This is a genomic window from Silvibacterium bohemicum (assembly GCF_001006305.1).
Lineage (GTDB): Bacteria > Acidobacteriota > Terriglobia > Terriglobales > Acidobacteriaceae > Silvibacterium > Silvibacterium bohemicum.
The window spans coordinates 473,430-487,913 of record NZ_LBHJ01000020.1 but is presented as its reverse complement, the minus strand read 5'-3'; the positions used below and the strand labels follow the sequence as shown (position 1 = coordinate 487,913).

The following is a 14,484-nucleotide window of genomic DNA, read 5'->3' as shown; positions in this document are numbered from 1 at the left end:
CCCATGAGTGAACCGGCAAGTGCGGGTCAAGAGGAAGAGCAGAAAACGCAGAAGCCCGCGAACGCTCCCGGCATTCTGCAGGAGGTGCCCGTGTCGTCCACCCTCACCAGCTCGCTGCTGGCGCTGGGCGGCGGCTACCTCGACGGCTTCACTTACGTTGGCCACGGGCATGTCTTTGCCAACGCCATGACCGGCAACGTGGTTCTGCTGGGCATCAGCTGCGTATCGGGAACCTGGCAAACGGGCTTTCGCCATCTTCCGCCGATTGTGGCCTTCATCATCGGCATCTCCGCAGCCCGGATCATGAAGCTTCCCGGCGCCCGCTCCCGGATTCGCTTTCCCAATCTCTCCGTTTTGGCTCTCGAAATTGCCATCCTCAGCGTGATTAGCGTTCTTCCCCAGAGCACCGGGGCCTTCTGGATCACCACCAGCATCGCCTTTGCCGCCTCGGTCCAGGTTGCCACTTTCCGCGATGTGAACGGGAGAAGCTACAACTCCACTTTCACCACCGGCAATCTGCGAACGCTCAGCGAGGCCATCGTGGATCGCTTCTCCTCCGAACGGAAGCCGGAAACCGGCCGGGTGATACGTGACTTCTCGCTTATCTGCCTATCGTTTCTGGCCGGGGCAATGGGCGGCGGCTTCGTAACCCCAAAGCTGGGGAATCGTGCGCTCTGGCTCGAAATCGCGCTGCTGGCGGTAGTCGCCATACGAAACTGGCCTACCCGAAACAGGACGTCGCCAGCCTAGACTCCTCCCTATATTTTTTTCGCGGTCTATCCTGAACTTCTAAACCCGATTTGGAATTTGATTCCGAACGGACTTGGCGGTTCGATGCTCCGTCCTCGCCAACCCACCCCGAAACCTGCTAGCATCTCCGGTTTTCGCACCTTCGCTTTCCGGAGTCTTCATGACCGCTGCTTCCATCGCCGAAGTTACACCCAATACCTACCCTTTCACGCTTACCGAGGACCAGGAGCAGCTGCGCGACGCCATCCGCAAGTTTGCTGCCCGCGAGATCGCGCCGCACATCATGCGCTGGGACGAGGCCAGCGAGTTTCCCTCCGCTGCGGTCAAACAGCTGGGCGAGATGGGTCTGCTGGGCATCATCTTTCCTGCCGAATACGGTGGCTCGGGTATGGGCTACGTCGATTACATGCTGGCCATCGAAGAACTCTCTGCCGTTGATGGGTCGATCGGCATCATCGTTGCCGCGCATAGCTCGCTCTGCACCAATCACATCTTTCTTGCCGGCAGCGAAGAGCAGCGCCGCAAGTACGTTCCGCGGCTGGCCAGCGGCGAATGGCTGGGCGCCTGGGGATTGACCGAGCCCGGCTCCGGCTCCGACGCCTCGGCTGCGCGAACCATGGCCACGCGCACGGGCCAGGGCTGGCTGCTCAACGGCACCAAGACCTTCATCACCAACGGCAGCCATGCCAACGTGGCAGTGGTGATCGCGGTGACCGACCGCTCGCAGGGAACACATGGCCTCTCGGCATTCCTTGTCGAAAAAGGCACGCCCGGTTTCCGTCCCGGCAGGAAAGAGAACAAGCTTGGCCTGCGCGCCAGCGATACATCGGAGCTGATCTTCGAGGACTGCGTGATCCCCGAGGAAAACCTCATCGGCAAGCTCGGCGAGGGCTTCATTGACGCCATGCGCATCCTCGATGGCGGACGCATCTCGATTGCCGCTCTCTCGCTCGGCATCGCCCGCGGCGCGCTCGATGCGTCGCTGAAATACGTGAAGGAGCGCCGCCAGTTCGGCAAAGCCATCGCGGAGTTTCAGGGTATCCAATGGAAGCTCGCCGACATGGCAACGGAGCTAGACGCCGCCCGCCTGCTCACGCAGCGTGCTGCGGTTCTAAAGGACGCAGGACAACGGGTGACGCGGGAATCCAGCATGGCCAAGCTCTATGCGAGCGAGGTCGCGGTGCGCATCTGCGACGAAGCCGTGCAGCTCCACGGAGGCTACGGCTTCATCAAGGACTATCCTGCCGAGAAGTTCTATCGCGACGTGAAGCTCTGCACCATCGGTGAAGGCACCAGCGAGATACAACGCATGGTGATCGCGAGGGAGATTTTGAAGGTCCATCCGTCGCGCGGGTGACTGGTCGTCACGGGCGGCGACTGGCCGTCGCGGGCGAGCGCTTCGCGTGCTTCCTCCCTCTGGTCGTCAGCGAAGGGTCGGTTTTCCTTCCTATGATCGTGCGAGCGACAGGTCGAAGCGAAAACATATAAAAATCTAAGGATGACTTATCCGAAACTTACTGCAGCAACCGGATATTGCAGAGCGTTCCAAGGCTGCCGACTATCTGCAGTCGACACAGACACAGCTCCTGCAAATAGTAGATGGCCTCACCGAAGAGCAGATGAAATTCCAGATGGACATTGCACCGAATATCTCCACCGCTCCGCTCGATCCCGGCCCCCTCAAGGAGGGCGAGTTACGCCTTGAATTGGCTGAATTCACGCCTCATGCGATCCACCAGGTTCCCACCTATCACTTCCGGATGATTGATGCGCAATCCGGAAGTGAGGCAGGCAGCATCAATCTCCGGCTGGGATGGGACGAGAACCTCACCTTATACGCGGGGCACTTCGGTTATGGAGTGGATGAGGCATTTCGCGGCCGGCGTTATGCATCGCGATCCGTGACGCTTTTGAAGCCGCTAGCGCAGCAGCACGGATATACGCATCTCTGGATCACATGCAATCCGGAGAACATCGCGTCGAGGCGGAGCTGCGAGCTTGCCGGAGCAGAATTTATCGGGACCGTCGATCTGCCGGAGAGCAGCCAGTATTACGCACGCGGCATGCGCCAGAAGTGTCGATACCGGCTGGAGGTCGCCTGAACGATCGTTGGTTGATCGACTGCACCGGGTGCCCCAGGTCTCGTGTTCGAGAGCACATTGGGTGTTCCGCCGTCAGGGAAGCGAGCGGCGCCAGATCTGATTCGACTGCACCTCGCGAAAACAAGCGATTCGCTTGCCGTCGGGAGAAACTTCCGGTTGTAGAAGGTCGCCAACGTCATGCGTCAACTGCGTGGGTGTTCCGCCGATGCGTGGCACGGAGAAAAGCTGCAGATGATCGCCTGCCAGTCCGCTGTAAATCAGAGTTTTGCCATCGCGCTCCCAGTCCAGGCCGCCGTAGGTTGTTCCCTCATAGTCGATAACCTTTTCCGGGTGCGATCCGTCGGCGCGCACGACCCAAAGCGTGCTACGTCTTTCGCCGCGATCATCTTCAATGGCGATCTCTTTCCCGTCCGGCGACCACATGCCCGCGCTCGGGTTTAGGATGTCCTCCGAAAGCGGCAACATCTCCGTCTTCAATACAGCCCCTTTTTCCGTATCGAGGGTGAGTACCCAGAGCTTATTGATACCGGGCGTTCCACCGCGCTTCCATGAGACGAAGATCAGCTTCTTTCCATCAGGAGACCAGTAGGCGGGGCCAGTCTCCAGGCCGAAGTCCGTCAACCGGATCTCCGGCGCATGAACATCGTTGGCTCGACGCAGAAAAACGTCGTCGGTGGTGCCCGGGCTTGCATAGGTCGGGACAGGAGTTGGCGAGCGATGGGAGTGGAAGGCGATCCATTTCCCGTCCGGGGACCATGCCGGGGGAAAGTCCTCGCCATATCCTGAGACGATCACTCTGGGTTCCGAGGTGCGATTCGCATTCGCATCCACGTTGACGACGGCGTCGTCGAAATTGAGCGGTAAATCTGCGAAGCGTAAATCCCCGAAGAAATATCCAATCTGCGATCCATCCGGATTCCACATTGGAAAGGCGCCGCCGGCAATCACGTTCTTCGCCACGCCACCCTCGGTCGGAATGGTGACAATGGTGTCCTGTATCACCTTGTGATTCCAGTAGAGAAAGCCCGCAGCCAAAGCAGGACTGGCATTGTTCTCGCCCGGGGAATCAACTACGAGCCTGCGCGTGCCTGTAGCAAAATCGACCTGGTATATCTTTAGCCAGCGAGCGGCATGCGGCTGATGGCGCGCTGCATTCTCCGGGAAGCTATCGGATGCGAGTGTGAGGTATGCGCTTTTGCCATCTGGCGCAAGAGCGATGTTATTGGCAAGGCGGCTTGCGTCGAGGTGGTTGACTACGGCTTGTGGCTCGCCTGTCGATAAAACGATGCGGAATAGTGTCGTCTCCGCATTCGAATCATAAGCAAGGTAATAAAACATGCGGGCATCGGCAGAGAAGGCCATGGCCGTCACTGTTCCGGCAGGGCTGTACGGGCGATAGTTCCCTTGAGATCCAACGAAGAGTTTGCGATCCGGTGCACTCGAATCGAAGTAAGCGATCTTACGCCCATCTTGTGAGCAAGCCAGCGTCACTTGGGCGGGAAGAGAAGAAACGTGTTCCTCTCCGGGGAAAAACCAACCCGTTTCGCTGCCTCGTCGTCCACGTCGCGCGAGCGACGAAGAGCCGGAGCCGCAGAATGCCGCATCTTCGACGACATCCATGCCTTTCGTCAAGGTCTCGTTCTCCTCGCTCCCGGCACGAATGGAGTAGAGGTGCATGTTCTCCGGACCACCGTGAAACAGCGCCCAACTCCCATCTGGAGAGACGCTCATCGGTATTCGCCAGGACATATACCACTGGTTTTCGGAGCGCTCATAGATCAGCTTGTCGGACGAAGCGGAGGCCAGGTTCGCAAGAGAGAGGAATATTGCCGCGATGGCGAGGATGGGGCGAACGAAGACTAACTGCATACGTGCCTCTTACGGAGAGAAAGTGTGGAACAGAGTGATGCTGTGGTCGGACTGCATCGGCGGGGACGGGTACGAATGAAGAAGTGGCTTCAAAAATTTCTTCGCGCCTACCTATAACACAACCGAAACTGTTCTATTCCTACTCTTTCTGGCAAGCGTCGCGGCACTCCCCTTATTGCGTGGATGACTGGACCGAAGAATGGGACTTACTCCCAGGCATAATTGTTCTATGAACCTCAAGAAACGAGCTGTTTGTACCGGATTCGTAACAGTGTTTTTTCTTACCGGTCTGATCCAGCCACTTTCGGCACGACAGAATGGGACTGCGAGCTCGTCGTCGAACGAGTCTAGCGTTCGAGCTTATACCGCGTCTTATACTGCGCCGGAAATGGCATCTCTAACGGCCAGAATGGCCGCCCCAGGCGGAGAGCAGATAGAGTGCCCGGTGATTGCGGCGCATCCATAGCTGGGCGATCCATCCTCCCACCACCGTGCCGAGCAGGCCTCGACGCAGACGGCCTTGTTATCGCAGCGCACGCAGAGTGGGCAGCCGGCGCTCGCTATTCTCCCTTGGCAACGACCGCAGTTCCGGCTGCCTTCACTGCATGCGCCACTTCAGGCCGCCCACTGTGGGTTCCGGAGTTCGTTTGTATCGCCGCGGCTTTGTAGAAGGCGAGCGCTTCCTCCGGATGTCCAGCTTCTTCGGCGGCCTTGCCGGCACTTAGCAGTCCATTCAAGCGGTTGGGGCTCAGCTTCAGGGCCACGCGATACTCCACCAGCGCCTCTTGTGGCTTATGCTCCAGCAGCAGGAGATCGCCCAGCATTTCGCGAGCCGGGATATCCACCTCATCCTGTCCCAGCTTGTCCTGCTGATCGGCGGCTTTGCGCATAGCGACAACCGCGGCATCCGGATGATCTTCCGCGAAGGCTTGCCAGCCAATCATCTCGTCCCGCTTGATCCGGATACTCTCCGAGGCATAAGCCTCCATTGGAGAACCCTTCAGCGCCTCGATATCGCGATCGAGACTGGCCAAGGCTGCCTTGGCCAGTGCCGCATCGCGCAGATGCCCGGCGGCGATGCCCTGTCCCCAGTACGTGTCGAAGGACTCGTAGGCCGGCGATCCTGGCTCCGGCTGCAAAGCGGCTGCGGCCTTCCAGTCATGCATCTCGACTGCATAAATGGCGGCGAGCTCGTTGTCGAAGAATGGGCCGATCTCTTTCATATCGTCCATGCCTGGCATTGCCGCCATCTGCCTGCCAATCTTAGGCATACCCGCCGTCAATATCCGCGCCTTCTCATCCTGCCCAATCTGCAGGTAGGCGTAAATCAGAAACTCCTCCGCGTGCATCTGGTGCGCCGCGCCAGGTTGACCCGCGGCTTCCGCTTTTTCTGAAGCTGCAACCGATGCCAGGTTCGAATCGATATCTTCCTGCCACATGCCCAGCCGGGCAAAGATGTGTCCCGGCATGTGCAGCGCGTGCGGCGAAGAGGGCGCGATTCTGGCGTACTCGCTGGCCGCCGAGAGTCCGTCGGCAGCGAGCGCCGGCGTGTCGCAGGTATGAATGATGTAATGCGCCAGTCCGGGATGGTCGGGATGCGCTGCGAACAGCGGCACCAGGATGGCCAGCGCCTGATGCTCGTGGGTGAGGGAAGTGTCGCCTGCCGGCACCGAAGCGATCATGGAGAGTGCATCGAAGGCCGCACCCTCTACATCATCGGGAAATTCACGGTGCAGCGCATTCATTTTTGCTTCATAAGCATCTGCGCGCTGCTGATAGGAGGCATCGGCGGAATCGAAGAAGGCGCTCAGAGCTGCGATATACGCCCGTTCGCGTGGAGTGATTTGGGCGGGCGGCTCTGCTAAGGCACGCGCTTTAGCCATCTCCTCGGCTCCGCGCTTCAACTGCTCGGGTGTCGGATGCTGCCACAGCTCCTGGTACTGGGTCATGGCAACGCCCCAGTGTGCCATGGCGCATGCCTGATCAGCCTTGGCGATGCCTTCGAATTGCATCTCCGCCAACGTATAGCCAAAGGAATGCAGCAGAGCGATGCCGCGCTCGATCGAAACCTGCGACTGCGCTGCGCAGGAGGTGGGGAAGGAAACCTGTCCCAGCTTCTCGTCCGGGGTTGGCGCTTCGTCGTGATGATGGTGCATGACCTGCGGAGCGGATTGGGCATACATGGAGCCGGCGGGCGCGAGCGTAGAGGCGGCCGAAAAAGCCAGCAGGAAGGCAAAAACTGGTCGTGTCATGGCCATCTCAGCCTACTTCCGCTTTTGTGCTGTCAGCAAGGGCATAAATCCGGCGCTTCCGTGTTACTCGAAATCCGATTGCGGCATTGGCGGATGACACGTCTTGCGGTTGGAACCTGGGGAATCCCTCGTCTTCGTTATCATCATTACCGGATGACCCAATCCTCCAACCATGCCGTGCGAGAGCTGGCGGGCCGCGTCGTAGCCGGCGATGTTCGTGCATTGGCACGCGCCATCTCGCTGGTCGAAAACGATGCGCCTGAGGCGCAGCCGCTGCTCTCCGCCTGCTTTCCGCACACTGGCAAGGCACTGCGCATCGGCATCACCGGCGCGCCGGGAGCGGGGAAGAGCACGCTGGTCGACCGTCTGGCGCACGTCTGGCGCGAGGCGGGCAGGAGCGTCGGTATCGCCGCCGTCGATCCCACCAGCCCTTTCACCGGCGGAGCGATCCTCGGTGATCGCATCCGCATGCAGGGACGCCTGGGGGATGAAGGCCTCTACATTCGCAGCATGGCGACGCGAGGATCGCTCGGCGGCCTGGCCAGGACCACGGCAGACGTTGCCTTGCTGATGGAAGCGAGCGGCAAGGACATTGTGCTCATCGAGACGGTCGGCGTCGGTCAGGATGAGGTCGATATCGTGCGCCTCGCCGATATCACCATCGTGGTGCTCGTTCCGGGCATGGGCGACGATGTACAGAGCATCAAGGCCGGCATCATGGAGATCGCCGACATCTTCGTGATCAATAAAGCGGATCGCGAGGGTGCAGACCGCGTCGAGAAAGAGATTCGAGCCATGCAGTCGCTGGGGCAGAGCCACGAACCGCGCGTGCCTCCGATTGTGCGTACCATCGGAACCAGTGGAGTTGGCATCACGGAATTGCTGGCAGTCATGGATGAAACGCATCAATGGCTGACGAAGGAAAGCCGGCTCGAAGCGCGACGCAAAGAATATTGGCGTCTGCGGATGGAAGAGATGGTCCGGCAGGCGCTGTTGAAAGAAGCCCGTGCGCACGGCTTGAGCGCGGAAGACTTCGCCCGCCACGCCGAGCGGGTGGTGAGCGTCAGGGAAGATCCTTATCGGCTGGTTCCACGGCTGGTGGCGGATATTTTTTCAAGTGCGCCGCATGACAGAGGAAGTGCAGTGCAGGAAGTGAAGTGAGCAGATGAACGAACCGGGTCAAATCAAGATCGACCACCTGGGCATAGCCGTCGCCAGCCTGGACGCTGCGCGCCGGCTCTACGAATCGCTCGGCCTCGCGGTCGCGCACACGGAGACGGTCGAGCATGAGCAGGTGAAGGTGGCGATGATCCCCATGTCATCCAGCGACACCGGCCGCATCGAGCTGCTGGAGCCGACGAGCGAAGATTCCCCGGTGGGCCGCTTCCTGAAGAAGCGCGGCGAAGGCCTGCACCATGTAGCGCTGCAGGTCGAAGATATCGCGTCTACGCTGGCAACGCTGAAGGCGCAGGGCGCGCGGCTGGTCAATGAGCAGATCCAGGTTGGCGCCGGCGGGCATCTCTACTTCTTCGTGCATCCATCGAGCGCCGGCGGCGTGCTGCTGGAGATATGCCAGGACGTTCCTGCCGCGGAGGCGAAGTAATGCTGTTGGCCGGCGAAGTAATGTTATTGGCCATCGACACCTGCGGCACGATTGGAACCATTGCGCTCGCTCGCCGGGAGGGTGAATCGGTGATCGCTCTTATCCAAATCGAGCTGGCAGGGAAGACCTTCGCCGCTCAGCTCGTCCCCCGCATTCGCGAATTGCTGCAAGAGCAGTCGGCCACGCTGCAAAATTTAGAGGCAATCATCGTTGTGAACGGACCAGGCAGCTTCACTGGCGTGCGCATCGGCGTTAGTGCGGCGAAGGGATTGGCCGAGGCTCTGCAGATCCCGGTCATCGCGCTGTCGCGACTCGTGCTGCTGGCGCAGAAGGGCGAAACGCAGGCTGCTGCTCTCGATGCAGGTCGCAGGGAAGTCTATTTCGGTAGGTACGCGAACGGGAAAGCGCTTGAGTCTTTAGCTGCACTCGAAGACCTGCGCGAGACCGCAGAGCCGATAGCGGTATGCGAGGAAAATCTCGCACAGGATTGGCCCGCAGCGCGTCTGATCGCGCCCCCCACGGCGGCGGAAGCCATCGCAGCTGCTCTCCCACGGCTGCTGATCCAGGATTACGACGACATCGCGGCTCTGGATGGCAATTACGTGCGCCGCACAGATGCTGAGTTGTTTGCCAGGCCTGCGGGCGGCAGGAAGTAGTGCCTTCGATTCGCACCGCGGGTCCTGTTTCGATCCGCCCGATGCACTCCGAAGATATCGATGCCGTGATGAAGTTGGCCCAGCGTTCGCCCGGCTCGCCGCATTGGACGCGCGGCAACTTCGAGCAATTCGAGGAGATTTCGGCGGTCGTCCTGCTGGCTGAATGCGAGGGCCAATTGGCCGGCTTCGCGGCCGGATCTCTGGTCCTGGAAGTGTGCGATCTGGAAAGCGTTGTCGTCGCTGAGGAGTTCCGTCGCCGGGGCATCGCCACGGCGCTCCTCGATGGCGTGACTGCATGGTCCCGCGAGCGCGGAGGACTGCATATCGAGCTCGAAGTACGCGTGAGTAATCACCCGGCCATCGCACTCTATGAACGCTACGGATTTGTGCGCGACGGGGTGCGGAGAGGCTATTACAGTGATCCGGAAGAAGATGCGCTGCTGATGGGATTGACCTTCGATTCTGCAGGAAGTGCGGTGGAAAAAAATCCCTAAAATCGGGTTGTTCACGGGCGTCCCCGGTGCTAGCTTGGTACGTCTGAAGAAGAAGGAGGTATCTTCAATGGACCTGGAAGCGAATCGCTTACCGGACAGCGCGGAGATTCACCAACTGGAACAGGAACACCGCCGCTATTCGGAGCAGTTAGAAGTACTCATCCAGAAGCCTTACCTGTCAGAAGAAGAACAACTCGAAGAAGTCCGGCTGAAAAAGCTCAAGCTTCGCATTAAGGATCAGCTGGCCGCCCGACGAAGCGGGCAACACCTCCGAGCCTACGTTGCCTAGGCTCTAACTCCCCAAAACCGAATCCATCTGTGTCACGTGCGGGCTCATCCTCCTCTATTCAGGAGAGATTTGTGCGCGGGTATTGTCAGACAATGCGCCATAGAAGGGCGAAGAACCTATAATCAAGAGGAGGTTTTTCGCTTTTCTCTCGCTCATGGTTCGTGATGGATATTATTACGGGATTTCTCTGCTGGTAGTGGCTGCGCTGTTGTACTTCCTGACCGGAAGCTGGCTGTGGCCGATCGTGCCTGTTTTGCTGGCACTCTTCTTTCTATGGTTCTTCCGCGATCCGCGGCGCTCCATCCCTCAGGGCGAAGGTCTGGTTGTCTCTCCTGCGGACGGCAAGGTGACATCGGTTCTACGCGTAGCCACGCCGGACGGCGATTCGCAGCGCATGAGCATCTTTCTTAACGTGTTCAATGTGCACGTGAACCGGTCGCCTATCTCCGGAGTGCTGCACGAGGTCCGCTATCAGAAGGGACAGTATTTGAACGCGATGAATCCCGAATCGGCCGAGAAGAACGAGCAGAATCTCGCGGTGGTGCTGGCCGACGAGGGGTACACTGTGGCCTTCAAACAGATTGCCGGCCTTCTGGCGCGCCGCATCGTCTTCCGGCCGACACCCGGCACTCGGCTGCAGCGCGGAGAGCGCATTGGTTTGATCAAGTTCGGATCGAGGGTGGACGTGATATTGCCGGGCAATGCGCAGATTCTGGTGAAACCGGGCGATCATGTGCAGGGCGGGTCGACCGTGCTGGCGCGTATTCCGCAAAAAGATCCCTTGGGGCAGGAAGACGATCTGCTGGTGGAGACACTGGTTTGAGAAATCCCAATCAGTTGCGGGGAAGCCGCCGGCGGCGGGGCATGTACATCCTTCCCTCGTTGTTTACGGCCGGCAATATCGCAGCGGGATACTACGCCATCACGCAAAGTTTGCAAGGCTCCATCCGCGAGCCGCACCACTTCGACTATGCGGCGCTGGCCATCGGCTTCGCCATCCCCTTCGACGCGCTCGACGGGCGCATCGCCCGGATGACGAATACCACCAGCGAATTCGGCAAGGAGCTCGATTCGCTGGCGGATGTGATCACCTTCGGAGTGGCGCCGAGCATTCTGGCTTTCAGCTGGGGCTTTCGCATGCTGCCTCCGACCATGGATGCGAACCTGCACGAGAAGCTGGTGCAGCTGGGAGCCTTCGTTTGCTTCCTCTTCCTGCTTTGCGGGGCCAGCCGCCTGGCGCGCTTCAACATCAGCCACGATCCCGCACCCAAGAATCCCGGGCGTCCTGGCCGCAAATATTTTGTGGGCATGCCTATTCCCGCGGCCGCCGGCGTGATTGCTGCTGTCGTGCATGGTTTTCAGGGGCATCCCTTCAACGCCTGGACCGCCTCCATCTGGCTGCTGCTGGTGGGCTTCACCGGTTTCCTCATGGTCAGCACCTGGCGCTTCTGGAGCGGGAAGGAGATCAACTTCTCCCGGCGCCATCCCTTCCAGCTGATTATTCTTATCGGGTTGGTAATTTACCTGCTCGTCTTCTTTTCCCGGGTGGTACTGCTCGTACTCGCTCTCGTCTATATGTTCTCCGGGATCACCGCGCGCCTGGCTTACTCCCGGCAGCGTCATCGAAAGTCGTCGCAGACCGAGCCGCAGCCTGAATCGCTGACCACCCACACCAGTACCCCTTGATTGCGAAAGACTGATCGCAGAAAAAATAGATGCCAGAAAAATACAAGATTGCCATTGTCGGGGCCGCGTCGTTGCGCGGCAAAGAGTTGAACGAGGTGCTGACCGAATCGTCCTTTGCTGGGGCGGATTTCTCATTGATGGATGATGAGTCGGAGCAGGGCCAGCTGGAATCGGTCGGCGACGAGGTCACATTCATTCAACGCATCGAGCCCGGCGCCTTCGCCCATGAAGATTTCGTCTTCTTCTCCGGCTCCGAAGAGTCCACGCACAAGCACTGGAAGCCGGCGCTCAAGGCCGCAGCCAGCATCATCGATCTTACTTATGCTCTGGAAGGCGAACCGGGAGTTCTGGTTCGCGCTCCCTGGGTGCGTGATGCGCTGCGCGAAAGCCTTCCCGAAGCCAAGCCCGAACCGCGTGCCAGCGATCCCGATCTGAGCACGCCGGCCATCGTTCCCGCACATCCAGTTTCCGTCGCGCTCGGCTTGATGCTGGCACGGCTGCAGGAGCTGGGCGAAATCAAAAGCGCTTCGGCTACCGTGCTCGAGCCGGCGTCAGAATACGGCCGCGCAGCGATGGACGAGCTGCACCAGCAGACAGTGGGTCTGCTCAGCTTTCAGACTCTGCCCAAGCAGATGTACGACACTCAGGTCTCCTTCAATGTCGTGCCGGTTCTGGGAGAGGCTGCGAAGATCCATCTTGCCGCCAGCGAGGCGCGCATCCGCCGCCACTACGATCTGCTCTCCGGAGGCCTCCTGCCGGAAACCGCAATCCAGCTACTGCATGCGCCGGTCTTTCATGGCCACGGCATCTCGCTGGCGGTCGAATTGGACGAGCCGGTTCTGCCTGAGCATGTCGAAGCTGCGCTGGGCGCGGAGCATATCGACGTGGTGTTGGGCGACGCGGATTCTCCCAACAACCTCAGTAGCGCGGGGCAGGGCGACGTGATGGTGCGAGTGCGCACCTACAACGGCGAGGCGACAGAGGCCAAGCGTTTCTGGATCTGGGCTTCGATCGACAATCTCAAATTCGGCGCGCTCAATGCGCTGGCCTGCGCCCAGGAGCTAAGGAAGCTTCGTCCGTTGGGCAAGGTCCAGTAAGTCTGAACGCGCGCTGTTTGCAACGGTTGAAACGCACCCTGGTTTGTGTAGAGAGAATCTTCTGATTAGGCTGTGGCGAATACTTCCTGTCCGATGAGAACGTTGCATCGGGTATGAAGTGATGCACTCACCGCAGCCATCCTAAGTTATTTCGAGGAACGCTATGAACGACGCTTCAACCTCTCTTTCCGTTGCAGGGCGCGGCTCTCACGGCTGGTCGATTGCGATCAGCATCTTCATGATCCTGGCGGGGCTGCTGGCCATCTTTATCCCGCCGGTTGCAGGCATTGCAATTACAGTTTTGGTCGGATGGCTGCTGGTAGTCAGCGGTGCTTTCCATCTCATCTTTGGCTGGCACCATCGCAGCAAGGGCTCTTTGCTGTGGGAGTTGATCGTCGGCATGGTCTACATCGTGGCCGGCATCTTTCTGCTGGAACATCCAGTGGCGGGTCTAGCTACGCTTACTCTCGCGCTGGCGGGCTATCTCTTAGCCGAAAGCATCTTGGAGCTGGTTCTCGCCTTCCGGCTGCGGCCGCATCCGGGCTGGGGATGGCTGCTCTTCGACGGCATCATCACATTGATCGTGGCCATCATGATCTGGCGCACCTGGCCTTTCAGCGCGCCCTGGGCCATTGGAACGCTGGTAGGCATCAGCATGCTCTTCAGCGGAACCTCGCGCCTGATGTTCTCCATGGGCGCTCGCAAGCTGGCATAGTTTCTGCAGCAGGTGTGACGGTAGCCCCGCCGGGCTACCGTCTACGATTCGGCATGTTCGTTATCAGGCGTTCGTGCCGCCGTCCACCGTCAGGTTTGCGCCGGTGATGTATGAGGATTCGGGACTGGCCACGAACGCCACCAGCGCGGCCACCTCATCCACATGCCCGTAGCGATTCAGTGCAGTGACCGCGATCTGGGGGACGGCCCAGTCGCCCGCCGCGGGATTCAAATCCGTGTCGATCGGACCTGGCTGAACGTTGTTGACCGTGATGCCCCGCGCTCCGACCTCTCGCGTCAGCCCTTGGGTAAACATCTTGACCGCGCCCTTTGTCGCCGAGTAGGCCACCAGCCCTGGCGTCAGCGTGCGCTCGCCCACGCATGAGCCGATCATGATGATGCGGCCGCCGCTCTTCATGTGCTTGAGCGCCGCTTGCGTCGCGGCCAGCGTGCCGCGGACGTTGATGGCGAACATGTAGTCCATCTCTTCGAGCGTGGTGTCTTCGAATTTCTTGGGAATAGCGGTGCCGGCATTGTTTACCAGCACATCGATGCCGCCGAAGGTCGCGACGGTCTTTTCGACCGATGCCTTGACCGCTTCGGCATTGGCTGCGTCTGCCTGGATCGCGATCGCCTTGCCGCCCGCTTTCTCAATGGCGCTGACGACGGAAGCTGCGGCATCCGCGCCCTTCGAATACGTAATCGCCACGCTTGCTCCATCGGTTGCCAGACGCTTCGCGATCGCCGCGCCAATTCCGCGCGACCCTCCGGTGACCAGGGCAACTTTATCTTTTAACGATTGAGACATTCTGTCCCGCCTTTCGCTCGGTTGAATTGAACGTGCGAGAATCCTTCGCACCAGGGCCGCGCCATCGGACGCGGCTCTTTCGCAAGAACATAGATTGCAGTCGCTCCGAGGTTCTAAGCTGTAAAACTCCAGACGCTGGCAGAACGACACTCTTAAGAATGAGG

15 protein-coding genes are annotated in these 14,484 nt (G+C 59.8%); 12 read left to right on the top strand and 3 right to left on the bottom strand.

What is annotated here, in order from left to right; translation table 11 throughout:
* Positions 1 to 3 precede the first annotated feature (3 nt).
* The 3 genes from XX99_RS25110 to XX99_RS25100 all read left to right on the top strand — a co-directional run bounded on the left by XX99_RS25110 (position 4) and on the right by XX99_RS25100 (position 2,852).
* The gene (locus XX99_RS25110; protein ID WP_050062149.1) at positions 4 to 750 is read left to right on the top strand and encodes a YoaK family protein; all 747 of its coding nucleotides are present in this window, start codon (positions 4 to 6) and stop codon (positions 748 to 750) included.
* 160 nt (positions 751 to 910) lie between these two features.
* The gene (locus XX99_RS25105) at positions 911 to 2,107 is read left to right on the top strand and encodes an acyl-CoA dehydrogenase (protein WP_050062148.1); all 1,197 of its coding nucleotides are present in this window, start codon (positions 911 to 913) and stop codon (positions 2,105 to 2,107) included.
* Between the two features lie 262 nt (positions 2,108 to 2,369).
* Entirely contained in the window at positions 2,370 to 2,852 is a 483-nt protein-coding gene (locus XX99_RS25100; RefSeq protein ID WP_231581615.1) for a GNAT family N-acetyltransferase, read from the top strand.
* A gap of 72 nt (positions 2,853 to 2,924) precedes the next feature.
* Here XX99_RS25100 and XX99_RS25095 read toward each other — a convergent pair whose 3' ends face one another.
* Together XX99_RS25095 and XX99_RS25090 are read right to left on the bottom strand one after the other, a co-directional pair.
* Positions 2,925 to 4,721: a TolB family protein gene (locus XX99_RS25095; RefSeq protein WP_050062147.1), complete on the bottom strand. Its 1,797-nt coding sequence runs from the start codon at positions 4,719 to 4,721 to the stop codon at positions 2,925 to 2,927.
* Positions 4,722 to 5,281: 560 nt separating this feature from the next.
* A complete protein-coding gene (locus XX99_RS25090) occupies positions 5,282 to 6,973 on the bottom strand; it encodes a tetratricopeptide repeat protein (protein WP_231581614.1) in 1,692 nt (563 codons plus the stop codon).
* A gap of 93 nt (positions 6,974 to 7,066) precedes the next feature.
* On the opposite strand from XX99_RS25090, the gene meaB reads away from it, so the two are divergent.
* From meaB to XX99_RS25045, 9 genes are all read left to right on the top strand, one after another.
* On the top strand, positions 7,067 to 8,134 hold the full coding sequence (gene meaB / locus XX99_RS25085) for a methylmalonyl Co-A mutase-associated GTPase MeaB (protein WP_231581613.1): 1,068 nt from the start codon (positions 7,067 to 7,069) through the stop codon (positions 8,132 to 8,134).
* A gap of 4 nt (positions 8,135 to 8,138) precedes the next feature.
* Positions 8,139 to 8,576, top strand: a complete 438-nt coding sequence (gene mce / locus XX99_RS25080) for a methylmalonyl-CoA epimerase (RefSeq protein WP_050062145.1) — start codon at positions 8,139 to 8,141, stop codon at positions 8,574 to 8,576.
* A complete protein-coding gene (gene tsaB, locus XX99_RS25075; protein WP_082125958.1) occupies positions 8,543 to 9,232 on the top strand; it encodes a tRNA (adenosine(37)-N6)-threonylcarbamoyltransferase complex dimerization subunit type 1 TsaB in 690 nt (229 codons plus the stop codon). Before mce ends, tsaB begins: the two co-directional genes overlap by 34 nt.
* A complete protein-coding gene (gene rimI / locus XX99_RS25070; RefSeq protein WP_050062143.1) occupies positions 9,232 to 9,726 on the top strand; it encodes a ribosomal protein S18-alanine N-acetyltransferase in 495 nt (164 codons plus the stop codon). The genes tsaB and rimI overlap by 1 nt, the downstream gene beginning before the upstream one ends.
* Positions 9,727 to 9,793: 67 nt before the next feature.
* Positions 9,794 to 10,015: a YdcH family protein gene (locus XX99_RS25065; protein WP_156186210.1), complete on the top strand. Its 222-nt coding sequence runs from the start codon at positions 9,794 to 9,796 to the stop codon at positions 10,013 to 10,015.
* Between the two features lie 154 nt (positions 10,016 to 10,169).
* Complete coding sequence (locus tag XX99_RS25060) at positions 10,170 to 10,838, top strand: phosphatidylserine decarboxylase family protein (protein WP_050062141.1); 669 nt, start codon at positions 10,170 to 10,172, stop codon at positions 10,836 to 10,838.
* Positions 10,835 to 11,701, top strand: coding sequence for a CDP-diacylglycerol--serine O-phosphatidyltransferase (pssA, locus tag XX99_RS25055; RefSeq protein WP_311732210.1), 867 nt, complete (start codon positions 10,835 to 10,837; stop codon positions 11,699 to 11,701). Before XX99_RS25060 ends, pssA begins: the two co-directional genes overlap by 4 nt.
* A gap of 29 nt (positions 11,702 to 11,730) precedes the next feature.
* Positions 11,731 to 12,798 (top strand): Asd/ArgC dimerization domain-containing protein, encoded by a 1,068-nt coding sequence (locus XX99_RS25050; protein ID WP_050062139.1) that lies wholly within the window; start codon positions 11,731 to 11,733, stop codon positions 12,796 to 12,798.
* 163 nt (positions 12,799 to 12,961) lie between these two features.
* Complete coding sequence (locus XX99_RS25045) at positions 12,962 to 13,513, top strand: HdeD family acid-resistance protein (RefSeq protein ID WP_050062138.1); 552 nt, start codon at positions 12,962 to 12,964, stop codon at positions 13,511 to 13,513.
* A 63-nt stretch (positions 13,514 to 13,576) separates the two neighbouring features.
* Here the strand turns inward: XX99_RS25045 and XX99_RS25040 are convergent, their stop codons facing one another.
* Positions 13,577 to 14,320 (bottom strand): SDR family NAD(P)-dependent oxidoreductase, encoded by a 744-nt coding sequence (locus XX99_RS25040; protein WP_050062137.1) that lies wholly within the window; start codon positions 14,318 to 14,320, stop codon positions 13,577 to 13,579.
* Positions 14,321 to 14,484 lie beyond the last annotated feature (164 nt).